Origin of the sequence: Streptomyces venezuelae, assembly GCF_008642355.1 — a bacterium.
GTDB classification, from domain to species: Bacteria; Actinomycetota; Actinomycetes; order Streptomycetales; family Streptomycetaceae; genus Streptomyces; species Streptomyces venezuelae_B.
The window spans coordinates 196,872-219,838 of the sequence record NZ_CP029193.1; the positions used below are offsets into that span (position 1 = coordinate 196,872).

The 22,967-nt window shown below is 72.0% G+C and carries 26 protein-coding genes; 11 read left to right on the forward strand and 15 right to left on the reverse strand.

The genetic code is table 11. The annotated features are described in order from the left end of the window. The first annotated feature begins 303 nt into the window (after window positions 1–303). Window positions 304–1,011 (forward strand): MgtC/SapB family protein, encoded by a 708-nt coding sequence (locus tag DEJ47_RS00825; protein ID WP_150164001.1) that lies wholly within the window; start codon window positions 304–306, stop codon window positions 1,009–1,011. Window positions 1,012–1,024: 13 nt separating this feature from the next. Here the strand turns inward: DEJ47_RS00825 and DEJ47_RS00830 are convergent, their stop codons facing one another. The 3 genes from DEJ47_RS00830 to DEJ47_RS00840 are packed head-to-tail and all read right to left on the reverse strand — an operon-like array spanning window position 1,025 to window position 3,251. Then, complete coding sequence (locus tag DEJ47_RS00830; protein ID WP_150175347.1) at window positions 1,025–1,573, reverse strand: TetR/AcrR family transcriptional regulator; 549 nt, start codon at window positions 1,571–1,573, stop codon at window positions 1,025–1,027. Between the two features lie 24 nt (window positions 1,574–1,597). Next, a complete protein-coding gene (locus DEJ47_RS00835; protein WP_150164002.1) occupies window positions 1,598–3,037 on the reverse strand; it encodes an amidase in 1,440 nt (479 codons plus the stop codon). Next, on the reverse strand, window positions 3,024–3,251 hold the full coding sequence (locus DEJ47_RS00840; protein WP_150164003.1) for a hypothetical protein: 228 nt from the start codon (window positions 3,249–3,251) through the stop codon (window positions 3,024–3,026). The genes DEJ47_RS00835 and DEJ47_RS00840 overlap by 14 nt, the downstream gene beginning before the upstream one ends. Before the next feature lie 111 nt (window positions 3,252–3,362). On the opposite strand from DEJ47_RS00840, the gene DEJ47_RS00845 reads away from it, so the two are divergent. Next, on the forward strand, window positions 3,363–4,280 hold the full coding sequence (locus tag DEJ47_RS00845; RefSeq protein WP_150164004.1) for an MBL fold metallo-hydrolase: 918 nt from the start codon (window positions 3,363–3,365) through the stop codon (window positions 4,278–4,280). Between the two features lie 84 nt (window positions 4,281–4,364). Here DEJ47_RS00845 and DEJ47_RS00850 read toward each other — a convergent pair whose 3' ends face one another. Both DEJ47_RS00850 and DEJ47_RS00855 read right to left on the reverse strand, forming a co-directional pair. Further along, the gene (locus DEJ47_RS00850) at window positions 4,365–5,078 is read right to left on the reverse strand and encodes a hypothetical protein (protein ID WP_223828177.1); all 714 of its coding nucleotides are present in this window, start codon (window positions 5,076–5,078) and stop codon (window positions 4,365–4,367) included. Between the two features lie 211 nt (window positions 5,079–5,289). Then, the gene (locus tag DEJ47_RS00855) at window positions 5,290–7,311 is read right to left on the reverse strand and encodes a BTAD domain-containing putative transcriptional regulator (RefSeq protein ID WP_150164005.1); all 2,022 of its coding nucleotides are present in this window, start codon (window positions 7,309–7,311) and stop codon (window positions 5,290–5,292) included. A gap of 230 nt (window positions 7,312–7,541) precedes the next feature. On the opposite strand from DEJ47_RS00855, the gene DEJ47_RS00860 reads away from it, so the two are divergent. After that, window positions 7,542–8,420, forward strand: coding sequence for an alpha/beta fold hydrolase (locus DEJ47_RS00860; protein ID WP_150164006.1), 879 nt, complete (start codon window positions 7,542–7,544; stop codon window positions 8,418–8,420). A gap of 15 nt (window positions 8,421–8,435) precedes the next feature. Here DEJ47_RS00860 and DEJ47_RS00865 read toward each other — a convergent pair whose 3' ends face one another. After that, the gene (locus DEJ47_RS00865; RefSeq protein ID WP_150164007.1) at window positions 8,436–9,131 is read right to left on the reverse strand and encodes a haloacid dehalogenase type II; all 696 of its coding nucleotides are present in this window, start codon (window positions 9,129–9,131) and stop codon (window positions 8,436–8,438) included. A gap of 75 nt (window positions 9,132–9,206) precedes the next feature. Continuing rightward, window positions 9,207–9,671: a winged helix-turn-helix transcriptional regulator gene (locus DEJ47_RS00870; RefSeq protein ID WP_150164008.1), complete on the reverse strand. Its 465-nt coding sequence runs from the start codon at window positions 9,669–9,671 to the stop codon at window positions 9,207–9,209. A gap of 116 nt (window positions 9,672–9,787) precedes the next feature. Here DEJ47_RS00870 and DEJ47_RS00875 point away from each other — a divergent pair, with 116 nt between their 5' ends. Both DEJ47_RS00875 and DEJ47_RS00880 read left to right on the forward strand, forming a co-directional pair. Continuing rightward, window positions 9,788–11,143 carry an MFS transporter gene (locus DEJ47_RS00875; RefSeq protein WP_150164009.1) on the forward strand — a complete coding sequence of 452 codons (1,356 nt, stop codon included), beginning with the start codon at window positions 9,788–9,790 and terminating at the stop codon, window positions 11,141–11,143. A 94-nt stretch (window positions 11,144–11,237) separates the two neighbouring features. Continuing rightward, entirely contained in the window at window positions 11,238–12,296 is a 1,059-nt protein-coding gene (locus DEJ47_RS00880) for a vWA domain-containing protein (protein ID WP_150164010.1), read from the forward strand. Window positions 12,297–12,344: 48 nt separating this feature from the next. On the opposite strand, the gene DEJ47_RS00885 is transcribed toward DEJ47_RS00880, so the two are convergent. Then, window positions 12,345–12,830, reverse strand: a complete 486-nt coding sequence (locus tag DEJ47_RS00885) for a hypothetical protein (RefSeq protein ID WP_223828178.1) — start codon at window positions 12,828–12,830, stop codon at window positions 12,345–12,347. Window positions 12,831–13,002: 172 nt separating this feature from the next. Between DEJ47_RS00885 and DEJ47_RS00890 the strand changes: the two genes are divergently transcribed. Both DEJ47_RS00890 and DEJ47_RS00895 read left to right on the forward strand, forming a co-directional pair. Beyond that, on the forward strand, window positions 13,003–13,713 hold the full coding sequence (locus DEJ47_RS00890) for a ribonuclease H (RefSeq protein WP_190415209.1): 711 nt from the start codon (window positions 13,003–13,005) through the stop codon (window positions 13,711–13,713). Between the two features lie 200 nt (window positions 13,714–13,913). Further along, on the forward strand, window positions 13,914–14,153 hold the full coding sequence (locus tag DEJ47_RS00895) for a chaplin (protein WP_150164012.1): 240 nt from the start codon (window positions 13,914–13,916) through the stop codon (window positions 14,151–14,153). Between the two features lie 127 nt (window positions 14,154–14,280). Here the strand turns inward: DEJ47_RS00895 and DEJ47_RS00900 are convergent, their stop codons facing one another. Beyond that, window positions 14,281–14,619 (reverse strand): hypothetical protein, encoded by a 339-nt coding sequence (locus tag DEJ47_RS00900; RefSeq protein ID WP_150164013.1) that lies wholly within the window; start codon window positions 14,617–14,619, stop codon window positions 14,281–14,283. 156 nt (window positions 14,620–14,775) lie between these two features. Here DEJ47_RS00900 and DEJ47_RS00905 point away from each other — a divergent pair, with 156 nt between their 5' ends. The 4 genes from DEJ47_RS00905 (at window position 14,776) to DEJ47_RS00920 (ending at window position 18,049) form a co-directional block, all read left to right on the forward strand. Beyond that, window positions 14,776–15,384, forward strand: a complete 609-nt coding sequence (locus DEJ47_RS00905; protein ID WP_150164014.1) for a hypothetical protein — start codon at window positions 14,776–14,778, stop codon at window positions 15,382–15,384. After that, window positions 15,381–16,604: a sensor histidine kinase gene (locus DEJ47_RS00910; protein ID WP_150164015.1), complete on the forward strand. Its 1,224-nt coding sequence runs from the start codon at window positions 15,381–15,383 to the stop codon at window positions 16,602–16,604. Before DEJ47_RS00905 ends, DEJ47_RS00910 begins: the two co-directional genes overlap by 4 nt. Next, window positions 16,601–17,278: a response regulator gene (locus DEJ47_RS00915; protein ID WP_150164016.1), complete on the forward strand. Its 678-nt coding sequence runs from the start codon at window positions 16,601–16,603 to the stop codon at window positions 17,276–17,278. Before DEJ47_RS00910 ends, DEJ47_RS00915 begins: the two co-directional genes overlap by 4 nt. 75 nt (window positions 17,279–17,353) lie before the next feature. Further along, entirely contained in the window at window positions 17,354–18,049 is a 696-nt protein-coding gene (locus DEJ47_RS00920; RefSeq protein ID WP_150164017.1) for a hypothetical protein, read from the forward strand. Between the two features lie 13 nt (window positions 18,050–18,062). Here DEJ47_RS00920 and DEJ47_RS36725 read toward each other — a convergent pair whose 3' ends face one another. The 6 genes from DEJ47_RS36725 to DEJ47_RS00950 form a co-directional block, all read right to left on the reverse strand. Continuing rightward, window positions 18,063–19,103 carry a helix-turn-helix transcriptional regulator gene (locus DEJ47_RS36725; protein WP_223828179.1) on the reverse strand — a complete coding sequence of 347 codons (1,041 nt, stop codon included), beginning with the start codon at window positions 19,101–19,103 and terminating at the stop codon, window positions 18,063–18,065. An 88-nt stretch (window positions 19,104–19,191) separates the two neighbouring features. Then, a complete protein-coding gene (locus DEJ47_RS00930; RefSeq protein ID WP_150164018.1) occupies window positions 19,192–19,692 on the reverse strand; it encodes a DUF3291 domain-containing protein in 501 nt (166 codons plus the stop codon). Window positions 19,693–19,724: 32 nt separating this feature from the next. Then, window positions 19,725–20,408 carry a helix-turn-helix transcriptional regulator gene (locus tag DEJ47_RS00935; protein WP_150164019.1) on the reverse strand — a complete coding sequence of 228 codons (684 nt, stop codon included), beginning with the start codon at window positions 20,406–20,408 and terminating at the stop codon, window positions 19,725–19,727. A gap of 55 nt (window positions 20,409–20,463) precedes the next feature. Further along, window positions 20,464–21,321, reverse strand: a complete 858-nt coding sequence (locus tag DEJ47_RS00940; protein ID WP_150164020.1) for an alpha/beta fold hydrolase — start codon at window positions 21,319–21,321, stop codon at window positions 20,464–20,466. Between the two features lie 73 nt (window positions 21,322–21,394). After that, window positions 21,395–22,651 carry a beta-ketoacyl-[acyl-carrier-protein] synthase family protein gene (locus tag DEJ47_RS00945; RefSeq protein ID WP_150164021.1) on the reverse strand — a complete coding sequence of 419 codons (1,257 nt, stop codon included), beginning with the start codon at window positions 22,649–22,651 and terminating at the stop codon, window positions 21,395–21,397. After that, window positions 22,648–22,884, reverse strand: a complete 237-nt coding sequence (locus tag DEJ47_RS00950; RefSeq protein ID WP_223828180.1) for a phosphopantetheine-binding protein — start codon at window positions 22,882–22,884, stop codon at window positions 22,648–22,650. Before DEJ47_RS00950 ends, DEJ47_RS00945 begins: the two co-directional genes overlap by 4 nt. Between the last annotated feature and the right edge of the window lie 83 nt (window positions 22,885–22,967).

A 22,967-nucleotide genomic window follows, 5' to 3' on the forward strand; every position in this document is an offset into this window, starting at 1 on the left:
CCGCAAAGGGAAGTTCGAGTTCCGCCAGAACGCACGTGCCGGGTGTGATCCAAGCGTCACCTGTGACGTGAGGGACGCCATGACGGACACGTACATCCATGTGCGACAGAGGGTAATTACGTACGCAGACGCCCCCGCCTCCGGGACCGGAGACAGCCGTCGGCGGAGCCGCGCCGTCCGGACTATGGCCGGTTCGCGACGACGAACCCGGTGGACGCCGTCCGGATCGCGGAGGTGTGTCCCATCGGCAACAGTGGGCACGAGGAGGAACGGGTGACCGTACGGCCGGGGTGAGGACGAGTGATGGAACCGAGTGGCCAGGGCTCCGAGTTCGCCGTGGCGTTCGGCCTGTCCGCCGCGATCGGCCTGGAGCGTGAGATCCGGCAGAAGGCCGCGGGCCTGCGGACCTATACGACCGTCGGCGTGGGCGCCGCACTGTTCACCCTGGTCAGCAAGTACGGGTTCACGGACGTGCTGCAGTCCGGCACCGTCACCCTCGATCCGTCCCGGGTGGCCGCGCAGATCGTCTCCGGTCTCGGCTTCATCGGCGCCGGCGTCATCTTCGTGCAGCGGGGGTCCGTGCAGGGCCTGACCACGGCGGCCACGATCTGGCTGACCGCCGCCGTGGGCTCCGCGGCGGCGGCCGGCCTGCCCCTGCTCGCGGTCCTCGCCACGGCGTCGTACTTCCTCGTCGCGTACGCGGTCCGCCCGCTGGCCCGCCGCCTCTCACTGCTGCGCTCGGTACCCGTCCACTACCGCATCACCTATCTCCAACGCACGGGTCTGTTGCAGGACCTGTTCGCGGAGTGCGCCCGCGCCGGCTTCGACATCGCCGAGGTGCGCACCCTCAGCGCCTCCGTGCCCAAGGGCGGTTACGGCGACGGGACGGAACACACGGTCGAGGTGCTGCTGGCCGTGGTGGGACGCGGTGACGCCGACGCGCTGACGGCGCGGTTCGTGGCGGTGGACGGAGTGGTGGCGTGCGCGCGGCCCGGTTACGGGGACGAGTGAGGGAGCCGGTCCCCTACACCTGCGCGTCGAGCACTTCGGCCACCAGCCGCCGCGCGTACGCGGCGTCGTGCCCGGACGGGCGGAACAGGATGCGGTACATCATCGGCGCGACGACGTGGTCGAGGACGGTCTCGACGTCGGGTGCGGTCTCCCCGCGGTCCGCCGCGCGGGCGAGGACGACGCCGACCTGCTCGGCCGCGTAGGCGGAGCACTGGCCCGCGTTGCTGCCGTCGGGGTCGCCGAGCAGGGCGTCCCGGATGTACGCGCGGCCCGCGGGCGAACCCATCTCGTCGAGGAACTGCTCGGCCCAGGCTCGCAGATCGCTTCCGAGGTCCCCGAGATCCTCCGGGGGCGCCTCCGGACGCAGCCGTTCGACCGCCACGTCCGACAGGAGCGCCTGCAGATCGCCCCAGCGACGGTAGACCGTCGAGGGGGTGACCTCGGCACGGGCCGCGATCAGGGGAACGGTCAGCGCGTCGCGGCCCACCTCGTCCGCGAGTTCACGCACGGCGGTGTGCACCGCTTCCTGGACGCGGGCACTGCGCCCGCCGGGACGCGCCATCGGTCTACGACTCACGTCACCACCTTAGAGCGCGTCGCCGCGCGGGCCCGCGGGGGTCGTCACCGGAGCGTATCCGCGCGCGGGCACCGACTCCTCGTACGCGTGCCCCACCCGCAGCACCGTGGCTTCTCCCAGCGGTCGGCCGAGCAGTTGCATGCCGATGGGCATGCCCGCGCCGTCGCGCCCGACCGGGACGGACAGCGCCGGGACACCGGTGATGTCCGCGGGCGCCGAGAGGCGGACGTACGCGTCGGAGACGCTCTCGCTCGTGCCGTCGGGCCACACGACGGCTTCCTGGTCCGCGCGGACCGCGGTCACGGGGACGGTGGGCGCGGCGACCACGTCCACCTCGTCCAGCATCCGCAGCCATGCCCGTCGCATGAGGGTGCGGGCCCGCTGGGCGCGCAGATAGTCACCGGCGGACATGAGCGCGCCGGCCTCCAGCAGGACGCGGATGTCCGCGCCGTACCGCTCGGGCGCCGAGCGCAGGGTCCGCTCGTGGTAGGCGGTGGCCTCGGGAACCATCAGGCCCCACTGGGTGGCCTGGATGTAGCGGGTCATGGGGATCTCGACGTCGACGAGTGTCGCGCCGAGGGCCCGGAGCTGCTCGACGGCGCCGCGCACGGCCAGCTCCACGTCGGGGTCGACGTGCTCGAAGTAGTAGTTGCGCGGCACACCGACCCGTACTCCCCTCAGGTCCGCACCCGGCAGCGGCCGGTAGTCCACGGAGGACGGCGTGGGCAGGCTGGCGGGATCACGGGGGTCGTGGCCCGCGAGGACGGACATCACCAGGGCGGCGTCCTCGACGGTCCGCGTCAAGGGGCCCACGTGGTCCAGCGACCAGGACAGGGACGTCACGCCGTGCCGGGGCACGAGGCCGTACGTGGGCTTGAGGCCGACGACACCGTTCAACGCGGCCGGTACGCGGATCGACCCTCCGGTGTCGGTCCCCAGGGCGAAGGTCGCCGCGGCGGCCGCGACGGCGACGGCCGAACCACCGCTGGAACCGCCCGCCACGCGGTCCGGGTCCCAGGCGTTGCTGGTCTGCGGCGTGGTCAGCCCGTAGGCGAACTCGTGGGTGTGCGTCTTGCCGACGAGAGCGGTACCGGCCGCGGCCAGGCGTGCGGCGACCGTGCTGTCGGCGTCGGCCGTCGGATGGGCCTCCCGGACGCGGGAACTCGCGGTGGTGGCGAGACCGGCGACGTCGATCAGGTCCTTCAACGCCACGGGGATGCCGTGCAGCGGGCCGTGCGAGGCGGAGGCCGGGGCCGAGGCCGCCGTCGCGCGTTCGGCCGCGCGCGCCGACTCGCGGGCCCGCTCCGCCGTCACGGTGACGTAGGCCTGGAGGGAGGGTTCCGTCCGGGCGATCCGGTCGAGCACGGAGTCCACGAGCTCGACGGGGGACAGTCGCCGCGTCCGGATCTCCTCGGCCGCGGCGGCAAGGGTCAACTCATACGGCTGCATCGTGGGCCTCCACTCCGTGGGTTTCCTCCGCCGCGCGGTGAGCGGCGGGCGGGGTGTCGGCGAAGTCCAGCTCACGCAGGACGGCGACGACCGAGTGGATGTGGTCGGCCGTGGCTGCGACCGCCCGGGTGCGGTCACTCGCCAGCGGGAGCCCGGAACGTGCGGCCCATCGGGCGGCTTCCGGCGGAGTGAGGGGCGGTTCGGCGTCGGGCATGGAGGTCCCTCCTCGGGCTAAAAGCTAAGTGTTTGCGTTAGTCCCACCGTAGGGCCTACGCTCCCTTAACGCAAACAGTTAGCCTTTACCGGCCGCCACCAGGGAGCCCCCATGCAGACGCAGACCCCGCCCGGAACCCCTCACTGGAACGTCGGCGACGTCACCGTCCACCGGATCGACGAAATCTTCTTGCCGCCCGAGACCGGCCCCTGGTTGCTCCCGGACGCCACACCCGACGTGGTCGCCCAGCACCCCTGGCTGCACACCGGCTTCACCGACGACGCGAGCGCCCTGCGCCTCGACAGCCACACCTTCGCGCTCACCGTGGGCACACTGCGCGTCCTCGTCGACACCGGCATCGGCAACGGCAAGACGCGCGCGAACCCGGCCTGGCACGATCTCCGCACCGACTACCTGCAACGCCTCACCGACGCGGGCTTCCCGCCGGACTCCGTCGACCTCGTCGTCCTCACGCACCTGCACACCGACCACGTCGGCTGGAACACCCGCGAGGAGAACGGCGCTTGGCTTCCCACGTTCCCCCGCGCCCGCTACGTCACCTCCCGCGCCGAGCGGGAGTTCTGGTCCGGCTACGCCATGGACGAACCGCGACAGCAGATGTTCCGCGACTCCGTGCATCCGGTCGAGGACGCGGGGCTGCTCGACCTGGTCGACGTACCGGCCGAGGGCGCCGAAGTCGCCCCGGGAATCCGACTCGTACCGACCCCTGGGCACACCCCTGGTCACGTCGCCGTCGAGGTGCACAGCAACGGCGCATCAGCCCTGATCACGGGCGACTTGCTGCACCATCCCGTGCAGCTCCCCCACCCCCACATCGGAAGCTGCGTGGACATCGACCCCGGGCAGGCCGAGGCCACACGCAGCGACCTGCTCGCCTCGCTCACCGACACGGAGACGCTGCTCCTCGGCACCCACTTCCCCCATCCGACGGCAGGCCGCGTGGTGTCCGACGGGGATACGTACCGTCTGGCACCGGTCCCGCCGTCACACACCGCATCCCCAGCGTGAGCGACGGGCGGAGGAAAGCAGGCGTGTCGGCGAACTCGGCCACGAGGAAGAGCAGTTCGGCGGGAGGCCGCCTACGAGCGGGGATCACGGGTCGATCGGCGTGGCGGCGGCGTCGTACGGGAGCGTGGAGAGGGCGTCGGCGTACCCCCGCTCCATGGCCTGCCGTTGGCGGGCGTGGTGCAAGGTCGCGGGGTGTGCGTCCAGGCGCGCCATGCGTTCCTCGTGGCTCCGGGTGATCTCTGCCGCCGTCGCGCGCCAGTCGGCGTCGTCCGGTAGGCGGACCAGCTCCACACAGGCCGGAACCGTGCCCTCCGCCAGGGCGGCAGCCGCCCGGTCGTGACCGTCGAGGAGCAGCCAGCCGTCCAGGAAGGACACCCACCACAGCAGCACGGGGGCGAGGGTTCCCTCACGGGCGTGTTTGCGGAGGGCCTTGACGCGGGGTGTGTCCGGCGCCTGGAGGGGGCGCAGCGGCAGAACGCCGTGCCAGCCTCCGCCGCAGAGCAGCTCGATCGTCGCGTCGGGCCAGTCCTGGACGAGGTCGCAGCTCCAGATGCCGGGGGCGAACGTCGTACGTGGGGACAGCCGCCAGCGTCCGGCCCGTAACGGTCCGTACTCCGCCGCGTCCTCGAGCCACCGTGCGTACCGATGCGTCCACTCGCCCCCGGCCCGCACCGTCGCGGCGGACACGGGTGGCAGCGGGGAGTGGTGGCCGGGCAGCCGACGCAGGTGGAGGTCGTGACAGCAACCGTCGCCCTCCGAGCGGGCCAGCAGCAGTGGCCGTTCGTTCTGCAGAAGCACCCAGCGACGAGACCCCGTACGCGCAAAGCGAAGGGAAGGGGGCGGGGGCGCTCCCGGCGGCCCGGTTTCCGGTACGGCCAGGACGAGTCCGCCTCCCGGCAGCGGTTCCCTCGGCGCCCTGTTCATGGGACCAGTGTCGTGACGAGGAACCCGGCCCGGCAACACAGTTGTGCCCCACGCCGGCCGAAGCCCTCGTCCGTCCCTGCCGCCATCACGCCCGCGCGTCCCCGACGCGCGCGAGCCACATGTCCACGGGTCCGGCCGTAAGCACCCCGCTGCCCGCACCGGCCACCTGCCCCGCCGCCGGCAACAGGCGCGCCCGGACCCGCTCCAGGCCCGCCCGGTCCCCCACGCGCAGCGCCGCCTCCGCCTCCACACAGCACAACGCCTCGTAGAGCAGGTCCGGCGGCGGTTCGGGCAGGGCCCGCAGTGCTGCCCGTGCCTGCGCGTGGCGTCCCGTCTCCGCGAGGGCCAGCGCCTCGGCCCAGGGGCGGTGCGGGCCCCAGTCCAGGGTGAGGTCGACGTCGGGCGGCAGCAGGTGCGCCAGGCGCAGGGTGACCAGCGCCAGCGGCAGCAGCCCGGTGCGCATCCCCGGCATCCCGGCCTCGTCCAGGTGCGCGGCCGCGACCCGCATCGCGGTCTCGGCCCCTGCCACGTCCCCGGACGCGGCGTGCCGCAGGGCGTCGTACCACCGTGTGAAGACGCCGACCAACGGCAGTTCGTGACGTTCCGAGAGACGCGCCGCGGCTGCGGCGTGCGCGTCGGCGCCCGGAAAGTCGCCGAGCCCGGCGCGTGCCTGAAGGCGGATGAGGTGGCCGAGCACTTCGAACGTCACCAGGCCCTGTCTCGCGGCGAGTTCGACGATCTCGGCGCCGATGGCGTCGCGCTGCGGTGCCAGACCGGCGCGGGTGAAGGACTGCATGTACGTCCCGTTGAGGGCGAACGCCAGCAGCGCGGGGTCGTCGAGGTGCCGGGCGAGCCGTTCCGCTTCGCGCGCGGCCCGCGGTCCTCGCGGTGTCCTGGCGCCACGCGTCTCCACCGCGACGGTGGCGAGGAGCCTGCAGCGTGCCGCGTCGGACGCGTCGTGCGGCAGGTGCACGAGGGTCCGCTCCGCGGCGGCGACGATCTGCCGGGCGAGTTCCGGGTCGTCGGCGCGCGTCCAGATCGCCGGCACGTCGAAGGCGCCGATCACGCGCGCGGTCAGTTCCGCGTCGTCGTACTCCTCGGCCGCCTCGACGGCCGCCATGCGGTGGCGCCGGGCGGCCAACAGTCCCCCGGCGCCGGTCACGGCGAGGTTGCGCATGAGGCCGACGGTCGACTCCAGACGGGCGCGGGCGCCGGCCTCCACGGTGCGGTCGTACGACGCCGCCGCCTCGGTCCAGAGCCGGGACGCCGACCGCGGAGGCGCCGTCGCGGCCGTGCCGAGAAAGGGGCCTTCCCTTCCGTCCTCCAACGCCGTGTCCTGCGCGAGGATGTCCGACTCCAGGCGGCGCAGACCGGAGCCAGGGTCGAGTCCCAGTTCGTCGGCGAGCGTGACCCGTGCGCGGCGGAGTGTCGCGAGCGCGTCGCCCTGTCGGCCTGCCCGGTACAGCGCGAGAGACAGCAGCCGCCAGGCGTCCTCGCGCCACGGGTGGCGGGCCACGTGCGCGTCGAGGTCGGGCACGACATCGGCGGCCCGGCCGCACGCCAGCGCCGCTTCGGCGCGCCGCTCGACGGCCAGCGCACGCAGTTCGGCGAGCCGGGAACGTTCCGTACGTGCCCACTCCTCGTCCGGGAAATCGGCGTAGGCAGGCCCCCGCCACCAGGCCAGCGCCTCGTCGAGGCGGCGCAGCGCGTCCGGCGGCGGGGCCTGCCGGACCTCGGTCACGGCCGTTTCGAACCGCCAGGCGTCGACGGCGTCCGGTGCGGCCCGCAGCGCGTAACCCGGGCCCTCGGTCACGAGGAGGCGGGCGGGAGCGCGGTGCGGCCGGTCGGGTTCCACGGCCTTGCGCAGAGCGGCGACGAACGTCCGTACTGTCCCGAGGGCCCGTTCCGGGGGGTCGTCCCACAGGTCGTCGATGAGGCGGGTGACGGGCACGACGTGGCGGCGGGCGACGATCAGGCGGGCCAGGACGGCGCGCTGCCGCGGCCCGCCCAGGGCGAGCGGACGTTCGGCGTTCCAGGCGGTCACGGTGCCGAGGACCCCGAACCGGACCGGCCCCACCGATTGCGGACCTACTGGTTCCGGCCCCATTGGTTCCGGCCCCATCGGCTGCGGACGCACCGATTCCGGCCGTTCCGTTCCCTTCACCACGCCACCCGACCCGTTCCGTCCGTTCCTGTCCCACTCACCGATCGGTCGCCGCCCGCTCCTTCATCGGCCCCTGATCGGGGCTCGGTCTCTGATCGATTGCTGATTCGCCCGCGGGAGGCTGAACGCGTCCGCCGCTCGCGGCCTCACCCCATACTCCCGGAGAGCTCACCATGACACCGACCGTCCCCGGCTTCGATCACCAGCACGTCCCTGTCGCGGACGGCGTACGTCTCCACGTCGCCGTCGGCGGCTCCGGCAGCCCCGTCGTGCTCCTGCACGGCTTCCCGCAGACGCACCTGATGTGGCGGCACGTGGCGGCCGACCTCGCGGCGGAGCACACCGTGATCTGCCCGGACCTGCGCGGGTACGGCGCCAGCGACAAACCGGCCGACGCCGACGGGGCAACGTACTCCAAGCGCACGATGGCGGCCGACGTCGTCGCGCTGGCCCGTGCCCTCGGCCACGACCGGTTCGCCCTGGCCGGACACGACCGCGGCGCCCTCGTCGCCGTACGGGCCGGTCTCGACCACCCGGAGGCGGTCACGCACCTCTTGTCCCTCGACGTGCTGCCGACGCTCGACATGTGGGAGGTCATGCACGGCACCACGGCCGCCGTGGGCTTCCACCTGTACCTGATGGCCCAACCACCCGGCCTGCCCGAGGAGTTGATCGGCAGCGCCCCGGACGCGTTCTTCGGCCACTTCCTCGACATCTGGACGCGCGATCCCGCCGCGATCCCCGCCGACGTACGCGCCGCCTACCTGAAGGCGTGCCGCGAGGCCGTGCCGTCCATCGTCGCCGACTACCGCGCCTCCGCCCACATCGACGTCCGGCACGACCAAGCCGACCGGGACGCGGGCAACCGGCTCGCCATGCCGGTCTCGGTGCTCCAGCAGGACTGGGGCGCGGCGCTCGGCTTCGACGCCGCCGCGCTGTGGCGCGCCTGGGCTCCCGACCTGCACCACGCGACCGTGTCCTGCGGGCACTTCATGGCGGAGGAGGAGCCTGCCGTGGTCGGCGCGGCGATACGCGACCTGCTCACGCGCTGAGCACCCGCCCCCGTCTCACTTCCTGCGGCGGTCGAGCTGCTCGACCAGGTGGGGCAGGTCGTCGGCGTAGAGGTCGAACGTGTCCGAGGGCGCGGGCGGGTCCCCGACGGGACGCGCCACATACGCCGTGCGCAGGCCGAGGCTCTGCGCGGCGCGCAGGTCCCACGCGTGGGCGGCGACCATCAGCAGGCGCTCGGGCGGGCGCCCGGACACCGTGACGGCCAGGCGGTAGACCGCCGGGTCGGGCTTGTAGGTCCGGGCGTCCTCGGCGGACAGCGCCTGATGCCAGCGCAGTCCGGCGTACGCGTTGAGCTCCAGCAGCGCCGGCCTGCTCGCGTTGGAGAGCGCCAGCAGCGGGAAACGTTCGGCGAGACGGGTGAGCCCGGCCACCGTGTCGGGCCACGGCGGAAGCCTGCGTCCCGTCAGGCCCAGCGCCGCCACGGCACGCGCGTCGCCGGCCTGCACCGCGTCGGCGACGAGCTGCGCGGCCTCCAGGTCGAGGACGTCGCTGGTGGCATAGGGCCTCAGACCGTCGACCATGCGCCGCTGCTCGCGCTCGACGTGCGTCTGCCACACCGACAGGAGCCGCTCGACCTCGAACTCGTCGAGCGCGGGGGCGAGGGCGCTGATCCCGGCGTGAATTCCGGCGGGTTCGTCGACCAGCGTGCCGAGGACATCGAACACGACGGCGTCGACTTCGAGCTCTGACATGGGGAGGGGCTCCTCAGACTGGGCGGGACGGGACTGGGCGATGTGGGACGGTGCGGGGCGCGGCCGGACAAACGGTCACGGAGCCGGCGTCCGGGGCGGGACCTTGTGGACGGCCGTGTCGTCGGGGCTCAGGCGCCGCCCGTCCGCCGACAGCACTTCGAGGGTGCGCAGACTCTGACCCTGTCGCCGGTCGACCAACTGGGAGTGCGGTTCGCCGGGCGCGAAGAAGTTCTGCTCGCCCCACTGGCGCAGCGCCACGATGACGGGGAAGAGCGCCTTTCCCTTGGGCGTGAGGACGTACTCGCGATAAGCGCTGCCGTCCGAGGCCGGGACGGACTCCAGGACTCCGCCGTCCACGAGAGTGCGCAGACGCGCGGTGAGGATGTTCTTCGCCACGCCGAGGCTGCGCTGGAACTCGCCGAAGCGCCGGCTCCCGTCGAAGGCGTCCCGCACGATCAGCAGGGACCACCAGTCGCCGATCGCGTCCACCGACCGGGCCACCGGGCAGTCACTGTCGTCGAAACGCGTCCTGGTCACCATGGCGTCCGCCTCTCACTCTCCCCTTGGTTGCAACATGCTACCAAGGACCGCTACCGTCATCACCTCCCCTGGTGGCAACTTGCAACCAGGCGTGGATGGACGGAGGTGGGACGCGCATGCCCTGCGACGGCGAGGCCGCGACACGACGGTTCGGCACCCGAGCGGAAGACGGGAACAAGAACGAGGGCAGGGGTGAGGCCGGGACCGAGAACGGAGACGGTGACAGCAGCGCAGGCGAGACCGGGGGCCGCGCCACGTTCAGCCTCTCCCCCGGCATCGTGCTCCTCTTCGCCATCGCCTGCGGAGCATCCGTGGCCAACGTCTACTTCTCCCAGCCGCTCCTGGTGACCATGGGCCACGACCTCGCCATGAGCCCCGCACTCATCGGCAGCGTGGTCACGCTCACGCATGTGGGGTACGGCCTCGGACTCTTCTTCCTCGTACCGCTCGGAGACAGAGTCGACCGACGCCGACTCGTCGTGGTCCAACTACTGGGCCTTGTAGGCGCGCTGTCCCTCGTGGCCACCGCCCGCACAGCGGGGATGCTGCTCGCGGGGATGGCCGCCACGGGGCTCCTCGCCGTCGTCACCCAGACACTGGTGGCCTTCGCGGCCTCGCTGGCGCCGGCCGCGCGCCGCGGACGGGTCGTCGGCCTGGTCACCAGCGGTGTGGTCGTCGGGATCCTGCTGGCCCGCACCGCGTCCGGCGTGCTGGCCGACCTCGCGGGCTGGCGCTCCGTCTACCTCGCCTCGGCCTCCCTCACCGCGCTGCTCGCGCTGGTCCTCCACCGGGTGCTCCCGCGCGACCGGGCGCTCCCGCCCGGCAGCGGCGCTCCCGGGACGAGGAGGACGCCCCTTCGCTACGGCGAACTCCTGCTCTCCACCGTCACCTTGTTCGCCCGTGAGCGGCTGCTGCGGCTTCGCGCCCTTTTCTGCCTGCTGGTGTTCGCCGCCTTCAGCACCCTGTGGAGCAGCGTCGCGCTGCCGCTCAGCGAGGCCCCGTACTCCCTGTCCCACAGCGCGATCGGCGCGCTCGGACTGGTCGGTGCCGCCGGGGCCCTCGCCGCGACCGCGGCGGGGCGCCTCAACGACCGCGGTCTCTCCCGGCAGACCACCGGCACCGCACTGGCTCTGCTCGCCGTCTCGTGGGTGCCCCTCGCCTTCACCCGCAGCTCTCTCGCGGCCCTGATCATCGGCGTGGTGCTCCTCGACCTCGCCGTGCAGGCGGTCCACGTCACCAACCAGACGTTGATCTACGCACTGCACCCGGAGGCGGGCAGTCGGCTGATCGGCGGCTACATGGTCTTCTACTCGGTCGGCAGCGCCCTCGGCGCCATCGCCGCGACCTCCCTCTACACGGTGGGCGGTTGGGGAGCCGTGTGCGGACTGGGCGCGGGGTTCAGCTGCGTCGCGTTGGCGCTGTGGGCGGCCACGCGGCGGAGTGTCGACGGGGCTGCGGACAGGGTGGGGTGATTCGGCGTCAAAGGCCGTTGTCAGTGCCTCCGCATAGAGTGAATACATCACTCGGGGAACATCACTCGGGGAACCTCGAAGGGGGAGCACTGACGTGTCCGCAAACAGGATTCAGCACAAGGTGAATCACGTCGCGCTGGTGGTCGACTGTTCCGGTTCCATGCAGCCGCACCAGAGCCAACTCATTCGCGTGGTGGACGAGTTCGTGGCGGGTTTGAAGGCCGAGTCGGACAGTCTCGGCCACGAGACCCGTATCAGCCTCTATTCCTTCGACCACAAGGTGGAGAACCTGGTCTGGGACATGGACGTGAAGCATCTTCCGTCCATGCGCGGGCTGTACCGGGTGAAGAACGGGGCGACGGCGCTCATCGAGGCTTCTTTGAAGTCCCTGGACGACCTGGGGCACATCTGGGAGGAATACGGGGAGCACAGCTTCCTCCAGATCGTCGTCACGGACGGCGAGGAGAACGCCTCCGGCGGGGACAGGCGCCACGACGGCGACATGACCATCCTCGGCCCCTGGCTCGACAGGATCACGGCGAAGATGAGCGGGCTGCCCGGCCATTGGACGTCCGCGATCCTCGTGCCGAACTCGCTGGCCAAGCGCACCGCGCAGAACTACGGCTTCCCGGCGGGCAACATCGCCATCTGGGACGCCGACTCCCAGAAGGGCGTCGAGGACGCGATCGGCACCGTGCGCGCCGCCGCCACCAGCTTCCTCCGCGGCCGGGAGCAGGGCGTGCGCGGCACGAAGAACCTGTTCGCCGTCGGGCAGGACATATCGGTCGACGAGGTGCGCGCGAACCTCGAACCGATACCGGCCGACAAATACCGTCTCCTGAAGGTCGACAAGGAGACAGAGATCCGTCCCTTCGTCAACTCGCATCCGGGCGTCACCTATGAAAGGGGTGCCTGCTATTACCAGCTCGGAGCCCGGGCCCAGGTGCAGCAGAACAAGGAAGTCATAGTCGTCGAGAAGGACACCGACCGCGCTTATACGGGAGACGCGGCGCGCAGCCTTCTCTTCGGTACAGGTATCCACGGAACTGTCTCCGTGAAGGCGGGCAACAATCCCAAGCTGGAGGTGTACGTGCAGAGTCGGTCGGTGAACAGGAAACTCAAGCCGAATACGCGCCTGCTCATCATGCTCTGACAACTCTGGGAGAAGGAGGCGGACGACGAGTGACGAGCGACCGGGCCATTACATCAGATGAGAATTCGGGGATTTGGCAGCGTCGGCGTACTCGGGCAATTCGATGACGGTGAGGCCGGCCTCCTCGGCGCGACCGCTGCCGGACGTGGCGGGCCGCCAGGCGACGACGATCCGGCGTACTCCCGCGTCACGGATCAGCCGGACGCAGGAGCGCGGCCCGGAGCCGTCTTCCGTGCACGGCTCCAGTGAGGCGTAGAGGGTGGCCGCGGCCAGGCGCGGGTCGTCCGGCCTGAGTTTGGCCAGGGCTCCTTCCTCGGCGTGGTGGTGCGCGCCGCTCTCGCGGGCGTAGGAGCGGGCGAGTTCGGTGCCGTCGTCGGCGACGACGACGGCACCCGCGCTGAACTCGGAGTCCGAGGGCGGGCTCGCCGTGGCGAGCTGGCAGGCGACGGCGAGCCAGGCCCCGTCGGCGACAGTGGTCTGGTCACCGGGGCCGGGCCGGCCGCAGGCGGTGGGAGAGTGCTCGTTCACGTTCATGGAGTGTCGGTCTCCTTGAGGGCTACCGCAGGAGTACCACGCCCCCCGCCACGGCTCGCTTCGGAAAGTACGTGTGCCCGGCATTTCCTCGACAAGACATCGAGCGGCCGTGCCGGGCGCGTCCGGGGCCTGCGGTGTCCCGCCGGCCGTCGCGGGATGAAACGATCGAGGGATGTCTGACTTGATCATTGCCGCCTGTGACGGAGCGGCGAAGAAGAATCCCGGGCCGGCGGCCTGGGCCTGGGTGGTCGCCGACGCGGACGGCCACCCGCAGCGCTGGGAGGCCGGTCCGCTCGGTCACTCCACGAACAACGTGGCCGAGCTGACCGCGCTGGCGGAACTCCTGGAGGCCACCGACCCGGCCGTACCGCTCGAGGTGCGGATGGACAGCCAGTACGCGATGAACGCGGTCACCAAGTGGATCGCGTCCTGGAAGCGCAACGGATGGCAGACCGCGGCGAAAAAGCCGGTCGCCAACAAGGACCTGGTCGTGCGCATCGACGCGCTGCTCCAGGGCCGCGAGGTGACGTTCCGGCACGTCGCCGCGCACCGCGTGGACGGCGACCACCTCAACGCGATCGCGGACGTCGCGGCCAGCGACGCCGCGACGAGCCAGCAACCCGCGGGCACGGCGCACGGCGCGACGGAGATCCCGGAGCCGCGGGCGGACCGCATGACCTCCTCCCCCGCGAGCCGTACGCCCCGGCAGGGCGCCGCCCGTACGAAGAAGGCGTCCTCGGGCAAGGCGTCCTCGGGGGCCGTCATCAAGGCGAAGTACCCCGGCCGCTGCCACTGCCAGAAGCCGTACGCGGCCGGCGAGAAGATCGCCAAGAACGCGCACGGCTGGGGCCACGTCGAGTGCCGGGACACCGCCGGCGAGTGACCTCGCCCGCTCCTTCGGCGGTGGGGCCGGACATGCGGCGGATCAGGGCCGTTGCGGCATTCGGGGGAGAACGCGTGTCCGGCCGCGGGGGCGCGCGTTGATCACCGCGGGCGCCCAGAGTTGTGCTGCTCCGGTCGCGCACGGCGTGTGGTGACCCGACCGGGCGCCCTCAGGCACATACGACTGCAAGGAGATCCACCATGTCCGCAACGAAGAAGACGCTGAGCGTGGTCCTGGGCACCGGCGCCCTGGTGATGGGCGCTGCGGGTCTGGCTTCTGCCGACGCCGGCGCGCAGGGCGCTGCCCAGAACTCGCCCGGCGTCATCTCGGGCAACGCCCTCCAGGTCCCGATCCACATCCCGGTCAACGCGTGTGGCAACACCGTCGACATCATCGGCCTGCTGAACCCGGCCTTCGGCAACACCTGCGTCAACGACTGATCTGACGCCCCACGCCGCGCGGAGCCGAGCCCGGCCCGCGCGGCGCGCAGGAGCAAGCGCGCCGCCGGCCTTCCCTTTCGGCGGCGCGCTTTCGTGCGCCTTGGGGCGCACTCGTCGGTGGGCGGGACTACCAGTTGTCCGGCCGCACCTCGTAGGTGAGCGTGTAGTGGGCGTCGTCGCCGCGGAACACGGCGACCTGCTCGCCGCGGCCCGAGACGGCCGGGCTGATGTGGAAGTCGCCCAGGTGATCGTTGGGGTCGAGGGTGTCGTGCTCCCACACGGAGACGACGTCGGCCCCGCTGTTGGACAAGGTGAACGGCCCGTTGTTGACGTTGATGACGTCACCCTTGCTGACGTCGCCGCGCCCCCAGACGCGGCCGCCGCGGAAGTCCACCCACGTCTCGTCCTCGCCGCTGTCCTCGGTCTCGATGCAGCGCAGTTGGTAGAACTTGACCTGGTGTCCCATGTCCGTCTCCCTGATCCTTCTCCGCGTCGGACGGGTTTCCGACACCCATGAGAATGCGCGCATCAGGACTACCCTCGCGTCCACTCTGGAGTGGATTACCGGTGTACGACCCAGGGTGTACGTTTCTGCGTGGAGTCGAGCACGTTTCATGGACCCATGAGCGACTCGAGCGACCCCATGGATGCGTCAACCGCGCTGGTCAAAGCCGCGGACGTCACCCTCGAACCGATCGGGGCGCGGGCGCTCCTCGTGGACCGGGACGTGCTCCTCGTCCCCGATCCGCCGCCGCTCCTCGTCGAGCCGCCGGGGGCGCTGGTCGCGGTGATCGTGCCGGTGCCCGAGGAGAGCGGGCCCGTGGAGCGGATCGGGGTGGCCGACGTCGAGCACCTCGTGCGGGGCGAGGGCCAGGACCAGGGCCGGGAGGGGGGTCTGGACCTGGGGCAGGGCGGGGGTGAACCTCCGTCGGGCGTGCTGGCCAGCGTCGTCCGGCTCGCCGGTCCCTCGCGCTACGTGGTCCGCGCCGAGCCCGCCACGCAGCGGCGGCTCGCCGAGGCGCTGCGCATCGAGGACGGCGACCTGTGGGCGGCGATGCGCGAGCTCGGCTACGACTCCTCGGTGCCCGCCCGGCCCAGGAAGGCGGGCCCGGCCACGCTGAGCGAGGACCGGCTGGACGCGCTCGCCGCGGGACCCTGCCGGGTCATCCGCACCTGCCTGCCCCACCCGCCGCACCCCGACACGCCACACTCGCCGACCGGACCACGATGACCGGCCCCGGAACCGTCCTCGGCAGGCTGTACCGGGCGGCGCCCGCCGTCCAGGACTCGGTGCTCGCCGCCGCGCTCCTGCTGCCCGACCTATTTCTCTTCTCGGACTTCGCGCTTCCCTCCGTCGGACTCGCCGACCGGCTGCTCACGGTCGGGTACGCCGTGCTCGGCTACGCGGCGCTCGCGGTGCGGCGGCGTGCGCCGCTCGCGGTGTTCGGCCACGTGTGGGCGCACGCGCTCGGCGGTGAACTCCTCACCGCCGCAGGGGCGTTCGACTACAGTCCGACCCTGGCCCTGCTCACCGCCCTCTACACCGTCGCCGCCCTGCGCGGCGCCCGGCCCGCCGTGCTCGCGCTGGTGTCCGTGGCGGTACCGGTCGCGCTCTCGGTGCGGGCGGCGCTCGCCGACGTACCCGAAGCGGAGCGGCTGACGTCTCTGCTCGGGGTGGCCTGCTTCTACGGGCTGCTCCATCTGGAGGTGTGGGCGGTCGGCCGGTGGGTGCGCGCGGGGCGCGCGGCGGCGATCCGGGACCGGCTCGCGGTGGCCCGCGCCGAAGAGGCTGTGCTGTCCGAACGTGCGCGTACGGCACGCGAGTTGCACGACATCGTCGCCAACGCGGTCACCGTGATGGTGCTGCAGGCGGGCGGCGCTCGTCATGTGCTGCGGACCGACCCGGACCGGGTCGAGTGCGCGCTCGAGCAGATCGAGTCGTGCGGCAAGACAGCGGTCGCCGAGCTGCGGCACATGCTGTTGGTGCTGCGCGCCGACGGTGAGCGGCTCGCAGCCGACGAGCCGAGCTTCGGCCTGGCCGACCTGGACCCGCTCCTGAACGGCGTGCGCCAGGCGGGCCTGACCGCGCACTTGCGGGTCACGGGCGACCCCGCCCCGCTTGGCAGGAGCGTCGACCTGACCGCTTACCGGCTGGTGCAGGAGGCGCTCACCAATGCGGCCAAGCACGCGGGTCCAGGTGCGGTCACCGTCGTACGGCTCGACTGGCACCCGGCGGGAGACCGGCTGAAGATCACGATCCTGGACGACGGCCGGGGCGTCCCGCCCGCCGACCGCTCCGAACTCTCGACCGGGCACGGTCTGCTGGGGCTGCGCGAGCGAGTGGCCGTGTGCGGCGGCACGTTCGAGGCCGGTCCGGTCAGGAACGGCGGCTTCCGGGTCACCGCGGGCCTCCCGACGCGGGAACTCTCCCCGCAGGAGGCCGGGTCATGATCCGGGTACTGATCGCCGACGACCAGGCGATGGTGCGGTCCGCGCTCGCCTTGCTGCTGACCGGCGAGGACGGCATCGAGGTGGTGGGCGAGGCCGCGGACGGCGCCCAAGCGGTCGCGCGCGCCGCGGAGCTGTGTCCCACGGTCGTCGTCATGGACGTACGGATGCCCGGCACGGACGGGGTCGAGGCGACCCGGCAGATCACCGCCGACACGTTTCCGGGCGAGGCGCGGGTGCTGGTCCTGACGACGTACAACGTCAGCGAGGCCGTCTACCAGGCGTTGCGCGCCGGGGCCTCCGGATTCCTGCTCAAGGACGCAGCCCCCGGCGAACTGGTGGGCGCGGTGCGGGCGCTCGCCGACGGCGACGGCTGGCTGGACCCGGCGGTGGTCGCCGACATGCTGGCCGAGTTCGCCGCCCGCCCGGAGCGGATCAGACCGGCCCCCGCGGAGCTCGCGGCGCTCACCGGCCGGGAGCGGGAGGTCCTCGTCCTGGTCGCCCACGGCTTCTCGAACGCGGAGATCGCCGCCCACTTGTTCATCGGCGAGGCCACGGTCAAGACCCACATCGGCCGGATCCTCCTGAAACTCGGCATGCGAGACAGAGCCCAGGCAGTCGCCGCGGCCTACCAGTGCGGCCTGGTAACCCCGGGCTCTTCCCCTCCGCTCCCCTGAACCGGTGGATCCCGGCGCGGGTAAGCCCTGCGGACACCTTTGGAGACCGTCCGGGAACCCGATAGCGTCATGGCCGTGACGACCGACTCGCGCGCGAAGAACACCCCCGCTCCGGACTCGCCGGCACCTGCGGGAACGACAGTGTCCCCCGCCCAGGGGCGCGCCGCCCGGCAGGTCACCGACCTCATCGCCCTACTGCTGCCACTCCTCGCCTTCGTGGTCCCGGTGGTGCTGGTCAGACGAGACCTGATCAGCTCGGGGATCCTTCTCCTCAACATCTTTGCCCCGTGGGTCAGTTGTCTGGTGGCGTCGTACGCCTCCATGGGCTGGCATGCCCGTACGTACGACGGCGGCCTGCTCTCCGCCCGCACCCTCACCGGCCGCCACACCATCGATCTGGCTCGGCTCACCAAGGTCGGTCGTCTTGAGGTGCCGGTCCAGACGCGGATGGACGACCGGCTGATCCTCACCGATACGCACGGCGTGCGGCTTGTCCTGGACAAGCTGGCGGGCGGCGACGAGACCGTCGACGCCCTCGTCCGCCGCGCCCTCCTCGCTCGCCCGCCCGGCGCGGAAGTCATCGTCTCGGACCGCGCCGCGGAACGCCTCGACCTGCGAAAAGAGGTCACCCGCCCGCGCCGCCGCTTGAAACCCGGCCGCAAGATCCGCGAGGGCGTCATCGACAACGTGCCGCTGCTCGCCTTCTTCGTTCTCACGCCGGTCTGCTTCGGAGTCACGGTTCTGGCGTGGTTGCTGGCGAACCCCGGCTGAGCTGCCCCCTCCCTCACAGGCAGGCGATCAGTTCCTCCCTCCCCGTTACGCCCGTCTTGCGGTAGACCGCCTTGAAGTGGTCGTTCACCGTGTGCGGGGACAGGTTGAGGCGGCGGGCTATCTGTTTGGCTGCCAGGCCTTGCAGGGCCTGCTCGATGACGGTGCGTTCCCTGGGTGAGATGCCGTACCACTGGGCGAGCGCGGGGAGCAGTTCCGTGGGTGCGGCGGGCTGGAGGGTGACGACGGTGTCGCCTGTCATCGCGCCGTCCAGGGGGTGGGCCTGGAGGGAGAACCAGCCGAGGGGGGTGGGGGCGCGGGTGATCGCGGGCATGGCGGTGCGCCGGGCCGTGTAGGTGATGTGCCAGATGAAGCTGAACAGTTCCTGGTCGCTTGCGGGGTAGACGCCGGGCAGGATGCCCCGCAGCGCCTCGCGCCCCGTGGGGGTCGCTCCGGCGATCTCGTCGTTCTTGCCGATGACGACGACGGCCGGGGGGAGGTGGACCTGCCGGGGGCGCAGCGGTTTGTCCGTGACGTACCGCGTCACGGCTGCGGCCAGCGGCTCCGCCAGTCGGGCGGCGCGGGTCTTCTCCGCCGGGGAGAAGGGTCTGGAGGTCCGCTCCCGCAGCAGTACCAACGCGCCCCGGGCGACGCCGCTTCGGGACAGGGCGATGCACAGCTCGCTGCCGTAGTCGTCGGCGGCCATGATGCCGTGGAGGCGACGTGTGTCGGGGCACGGGTCCTGCGCCCCCGCGCCGAGCACGACCGCCGGACAGGGGCCGTGGAGGAGGTCTGCGACGGGTCTGCGGGTCCGGCCGAGGGCGTTCGCCCGGTCCATCCGGCGCCGTGCGCGGCTGCTGTAGCTGTTCTCGCAGGCGAGGAAGCAGCGCGCGCCCGTGACGGGGTCGAATCCGGAGAGCAGGTAGCCGTCGTGCGGCAGGACCGTGGCGAGGTGCTGCGAGAGCACGCTCCCCAGCTCCGCCACGGTTCCCGCCCGCGCCGCCGCCTCCGGCACGGCGCGGCTCACCGCGTCCACGGAGCCCATCCGCAAGGTCATGGGTCGAGCGTGACAGTCGACGCCGGCAACCGCCGTTGTTTTTACGCCTTTTGGTGTTACGTACGGTTGCGCGTCCGCGCGGCGAGCCTCATGCCGTCGGGACGGCGTCCGCCCGCAGGGTGCCGGCGGCCTCGGTCGCCGTGTAGGTGGAGGCGAAGGTGAACGCCCGCGGGGAGGGGCCGTTCGCCCGCAGATCCGCCAACCGCTCCAGGCCCTCGTCCACCGTCGGCACGTGCCCGGCGGGCACCCACCACAGCACCAGGTACGCCTCGACGTGCCGGTCGAACCATTCACGTCGGCGTCGCATCACCTCCAAGTGGCCGCTGCGGTAGGTGAATTCCCACAGCGCCTCGGGCGTCTCCCACACCGACATGGTGACGATGACGTCCTCGCCGGCCGGGCGCAGCGCGGTCGCGTCGGGCGCCCCCTCCTCGACCAGTCGCCATATGAAACCGGGTGCGCCGTCGGCGGCGGCGTTCACGGGATTGAGCAGCTCGACGAACGACTCCATGCGCGGGTCGTCCAGGGGATGGCGAAGCTTGGCGAGGTTGAGCTCGGCGAGGTGGGCGGCAGGCGCGGCTGAGGTCATGCCGTCATCCCAGCACGAGCCGCTTTTCTATGTCAATGAATATTGTTTTTAGAAGCCTCGATGATCACGCAGCACTCCCCCGGTCTGGCGTCCATCCGGGCACGCACCGCCCCATCCGATCCGATCAGCCCCTCAAGCAGTGCGAGGTTCATGCCGCACACCAGCGGCGGGAAGCGCTCGGCCACTGCGTGGAAAGGGCAGTTGCGCATACGGACGACGCGGGACGCGGGCCCGCCCGTCCCCTCGTCCGCGTCTTCGATGTGCGGTTCGTAGCCGCGCGCGGCGAGCAGCTCCATCGCCGCGTCCACGTCGTCGCACGACTCCGCCGGTCCGCGCAGGGCCTCGCCCCGGCGGCGCGCCGCCGCGCACAGCCCGTCGTCCAGACCGGCTTCCTCCGCGGCCTCGGCGAGGAGTTCGGCGGCGGTGCGGTAGTCGCGGGCGGGCAGCGAGATCGACCGTTCGGCCCGCGACCGCGTGTAGACCTTGGCGGGACGGCCCGCCCCCGGCCCCGAACGCCCCGTCAGACGGCGGCTGCCGCTCTCCAGGAGGCCGGCTTCGGCCAGCTTGTCCAGGTGGTGCGCCGCGAGCGTGCGTGCCACCCCGGTGGCCTCGGCGGCCTCGTTGCGCCCGACCTCACGGCCTTGCTCCGCCACGTACTCGTACAGGCGACGCCGCACCGGGTCCTGCAGTGCCGCGATCGCGTCGATGTCCTCCACCTGGCCATTCTAGGAACAGTGCCGACGGGGGGCGTCGCTCGGCGGCGTACGTCGTTCAGCCGCGGGCGTGGGCCGTCGGCTCGTCCAGCAGGAAGGACCCCACGAGGGACGTGACCGCCTCGGGACGCTGCAACGGCAGCATGTGGTCACAGTCGGGAAAAGTGACGACCCGGCTGCCCTCGATCTTCGCGGCGAACGCCTGCAGTTCCTCGTGCGGATGGAGGTGGTCGTGGCCACCGCAGAACACCAGCGTGGGCACCCCGGACAGACCGCCGTGCAGGGGCCGGCGGCGCGTGATCAGGGCGGTGGCCAGCAGGTCCACCTTGCGCGGCACATGGGCCGCGTTGCGCATGAAGCGCCGAAGGTATCCGCGGGTCAGCGCCCGCCGGTGGACGTGGTGGCTGTCGTCGAGGCAGAGCAGTCCGTCGGCCATCAGGGCGGCGAAACCCTCCGCGTCGCCGGCCCTCGCGCAGCCGACGGCGGTACGCAGGTGACTCTCCATCTCGTCCGTGACGTCGCCGGGGACGCCGCCGAGCAGCAGCCGTGCGACGCGCTCGGGGTGGCCCTGCGTGTACTGCAGCGCGACGGCCGCGCCCAGCGAGTAGCCGTAGAGGTGGATGCGGGCGGCGCCGAGGTCGTCGACGACGCTCGCGAGTCCTTCGCAGAGGAGGTCGAGGCCGTCCCCGTGCTGGAAGGCGGCCGGGTCGAGGCCCGGCAGGTCCAGCGTGACCAGGCTCGCCCGGGGCAGGACGGCCTCTTCCAGGTACGCCCAGTCGTGCATGCCCTCCAGCACCCCGCCGAGCGCGACGACCGGCTCGTCGCGGGTCTTCCGGGCGGGGTCCGATTGCCGCAGTACCCGGTAGTTGTACGGCACCCCGTGCGCGGTCACCGTGCGGACGTATTCCTCGATCATGCTTCTTTCCGGTTCGGTCACAGCGATCGTTTCGGGCGAGGGCGAGCGGTCTCGGACGGTCACTCCCGGTCGGTCAGTCTCGGGCGAAGACGAGTACGGAGTTGTGCCCGCCGAATCCGAGCGATGTACTCACCGCACAGTCCAGGCGGGCCGGCCTGGCGGATCCGGCGACCACTTCCACGGGTACGCGCGGGTCCTGCGTCCTGAGGTTCACCGTGGCCGGCACCAGTTGCTCCTGCAGGGCGAGCACGGTGAACGCCGCCTCGATGCCGCCCGCGGCGCCCAGCGTGTGCCCGGTCATGGACTTCGTGGAGGTCACCAACGGGCCCTCGCCCAGGACGCGGTGCAGCACGGCCGCTTCCACCAGGTCGTTCATGACGGTGGACGTGCCGTGGGCGTTGACGTGTCCGATGTCGCCCGGGGCCACGTCCGCGTCGGCGAGCGCGGCGCGCAGCGCCAGCTCGATACCGGCCTCACTCGTGGCGACGGGGGAGGAAGCCTCGCTCGAGGTGGCCGCCCCGTACCCGCGCAAGGCGGCCAGGGCCTTCGCGCCGCGTGCCCTGGCGTGCTCCGCGCGCTCGAGGACGAGGATCCCGGCCCCCTCCCCCACCACGAACCCGTCCCTGTCCACGTCGAACGGGCGGCAGGCGGTGGTGGGTTCCGTCGTACGCGTGGACAGCGCCTTCGCGTTGCAGGTGCCGGCGAAGACGGCGCGGGAGCACATGGACTCCGTGCCGCCCGCGACGGCGATGTCGCAGGCGCCCGCGCGCAGCAGGTGGAGGGCGGTGCCGATCGCGTCGGTGCCGGAGGAGCACGCGGTGGCCACGGCGAAGCTGGGCCCGCGGGTGCCGAGGTCACGGGCGACGCTGCCCGCCGCTCCGTTGACGACGGTCAGCGGCGCCATTCTCGGGGACACCCTGCGCGGGCCGCGCTCGGTGAGGGTGCGGTGCTGCTCGTCGTAGAAGGTGAGGCCGCCGTGGGCGGACCCGACGACCACGGCGACGCGTGCGCTGTCCCACACGTCGGGGCCGAGCCCGGCGTCCGCCACGGCCTCCCGGGCCGCGACGACGGCGAGCTGCGCGAAGCGGTCCATGAGCCGGTGGCTCGCCACGCCGAGCACGGCGTCGACGTCGAGGTCGCCGTCGTCGATGGTGTACATGAAATCGCAGGGCAGATCCTGCAACGGGTCCGGTCGCCGCACTCCTTGCGGGACGGTCGCGTTGGTGATCTGGTGCCAGGCGTGCTTCACACCGACGCCGGCGGCGGTCACGAGGCCGAGGCCGGTGACGACGGCCGCGGGCGCGGAGGCGGTCGTGTTCGCTGCCGTCATTCCGCCGCCGCCTTCTGGCGCACGACCGACATGAGCGTCGCGACGGTGTCGCGCGACGAGAGGGTCTGGTCGGCCAGATCGATGGCGCACTCGTCCTCGATCAGCAGGAGCAGTTCCTCCAGCGCGAGGGAGTCGATGGCCAGCTGGTAGAGGGGGACGTCCGACGACACGTCGTCGAGACGGACCCCGAAGTTCTTCTTCATGAGAACCGTGACACGCTCAGTGGCTTCCACGTCGGTACCGCTCCTTGGTCGCGATGGTCGACTGGGGAACGCGCCACCGCACGGGGAGGTCACGGGTCACGGGCGGCGGGGAG

Excerpts from the sequence above, each read along its gene's own strand:
- DEJ47_RS00830 (WP_150175347.1), bottom strand. The coding sequence starts at position 1,573 with ATGGCGCGTCCCGGCGGGCGCAGTGCCCGCGTCCAGGAAGCGGTGCAC.
- DEJ47_RS00885 (WP_223828178.1), bottom strand. The coding sequence starts at position 12,830 with ATGAACGTGAACGAGCACTCTCCCACCGCCTGCGGCCGGCCCGGCCCC.
- DEJ47_RS00895 (WP_150164012.1), top strand. The coding sequence starts at position 13,914 with ATGTCCGCAACGAAGAAGACGCTGAGCGTGGTCCTGGGCACCGGCGCC.
- DEJ47_RS00905 (WP_150164014.1), top strand. The coding sequence starts at position 14,776 with ATGAGCGACTCGAGCGACCCCATGGATGCGTCAACCGCGCTGGTCAAA.
- DEJ47_RS00890 (WP_190415209.1), top strand. The coding sequence starts at position 13,003 with ATGTCTGACTTGATCATTGCCGCCTGTGACGGAGCGGCGAAGAAGAAT.
- DEJ47_RS00870 (WP_150164008.1), bottom strand. The coding sequence starts at position 9,671 with ATGGTGACCAGGACGCGTTTCGACGACAGTGACTGCCCGGTGGCCCGG.
- DEJ47_RS00875 (WP_150164009.1), top strand. The coding sequence starts at position 9,788 with ATGCCCTGCGACGGCGAGGCCGCGACACGACGGTTCGGCACCCGAGCG.
- DEJ47_RS00860 (WP_150164006.1), top strand. The coding sequence starts at position 7,542 with ATGACACCGACCGTCCCCGGCTTCGATCACCAGCACGTCCCTGTCGCG.
- DEJ47_RS00915 (WP_150164016.1), top strand. The coding sequence starts at position 16,601 with ATGATCCGGGTACTGATCGCCGACGACCAGGCGATGGTGCGGTCCGCG.
- DEJ47_RS00835 (WP_150164002.1), bottom strand. The coding sequence starts at position 3,037 with ATGCAGCCGTATGAGTTGACCCTTGCCGCCGCGGCCGAGGAGATCCGG.
- DEJ47_RS00840 (WP_150164003.1), bottom strand. The coding sequence starts at position 3,251 with ATGCCCGACGCCGAACCGCCCCTCACTCCGCCGGAAGCCGCCCGATGG.
- DEJ47_RS00910 (WP_150164015.1), top strand. The coding sequence starts at position 15,381 with ATGACCGGCCCCGGAACCGTCCTCGGCAGGCTGTACCGGGCGGCGCCC.
- DEJ47_RS00940 (WP_150164020.1), bottom strand. The coding sequence starts at position 21,321 with ATGATCGAGGAATACGTCCGCACGGTGACCGCGCACGGGGTGCCGTAC.
- DEJ47_RS00855 (WP_150164005.1), bottom strand. The coding sequence starts at position 7,311 with ATGGGGCCGGAACCAGTAGGTCCGCAATCGGTGGGGCCGGTCCGGTTC.
- DEJ47_RS00825 (WP_150164001.1), top strand. The coding sequence starts at position 304 with ATGGAACCGAGTGGCCAGGGCTCCGAGTTCGCCGTGGCGTTCGGCCTG.
- DEJ47_RS00930 (WP_150164018.1), bottom strand. The coding sequence starts at position 19,692 with ATGACCTCAGCCGCGCCTGCCGCCCACCTCGCCGAGCTCAACCTCGCC.
- DEJ47_RS00945 (WP_150164021.1), bottom strand. The coding sequence starts at position 22,651 with ATGACGGCAGCGAACACGACCGCCTCCGCGCCCGCGGCCGTCGTCACC.
- DEJ47_RS36725 (WP_223828179.1), bottom strand. The coding sequence starts at position 19,103 with ATGACCTTGCGGATGGGCTCCGTGGACGCGGTGAGCCGCGCCGTGCCG.
- DEJ47_RS00865 (WP_150164007.1), bottom strand. The coding sequence starts at position 9,131 with ATGTCAGAGCTCGAAGTCGACGCCGTCGTGTTCGATGTCCTCGGCACG.
- DEJ47_RS00845 (WP_150164004.1), top strand. The coding sequence starts at position 3,363 with ATGCAGACGCAGACCCCGCCCGGAACCCCTCACTGGAACGTCGGCGAC.
- DEJ47_RS00900 (WP_150164013.1), bottom strand. The coding sequence starts at position 14,619 with ATGGGACACCAGGTCAAGTTCTACCAACTGCGCTGCATCGAGACCGAG.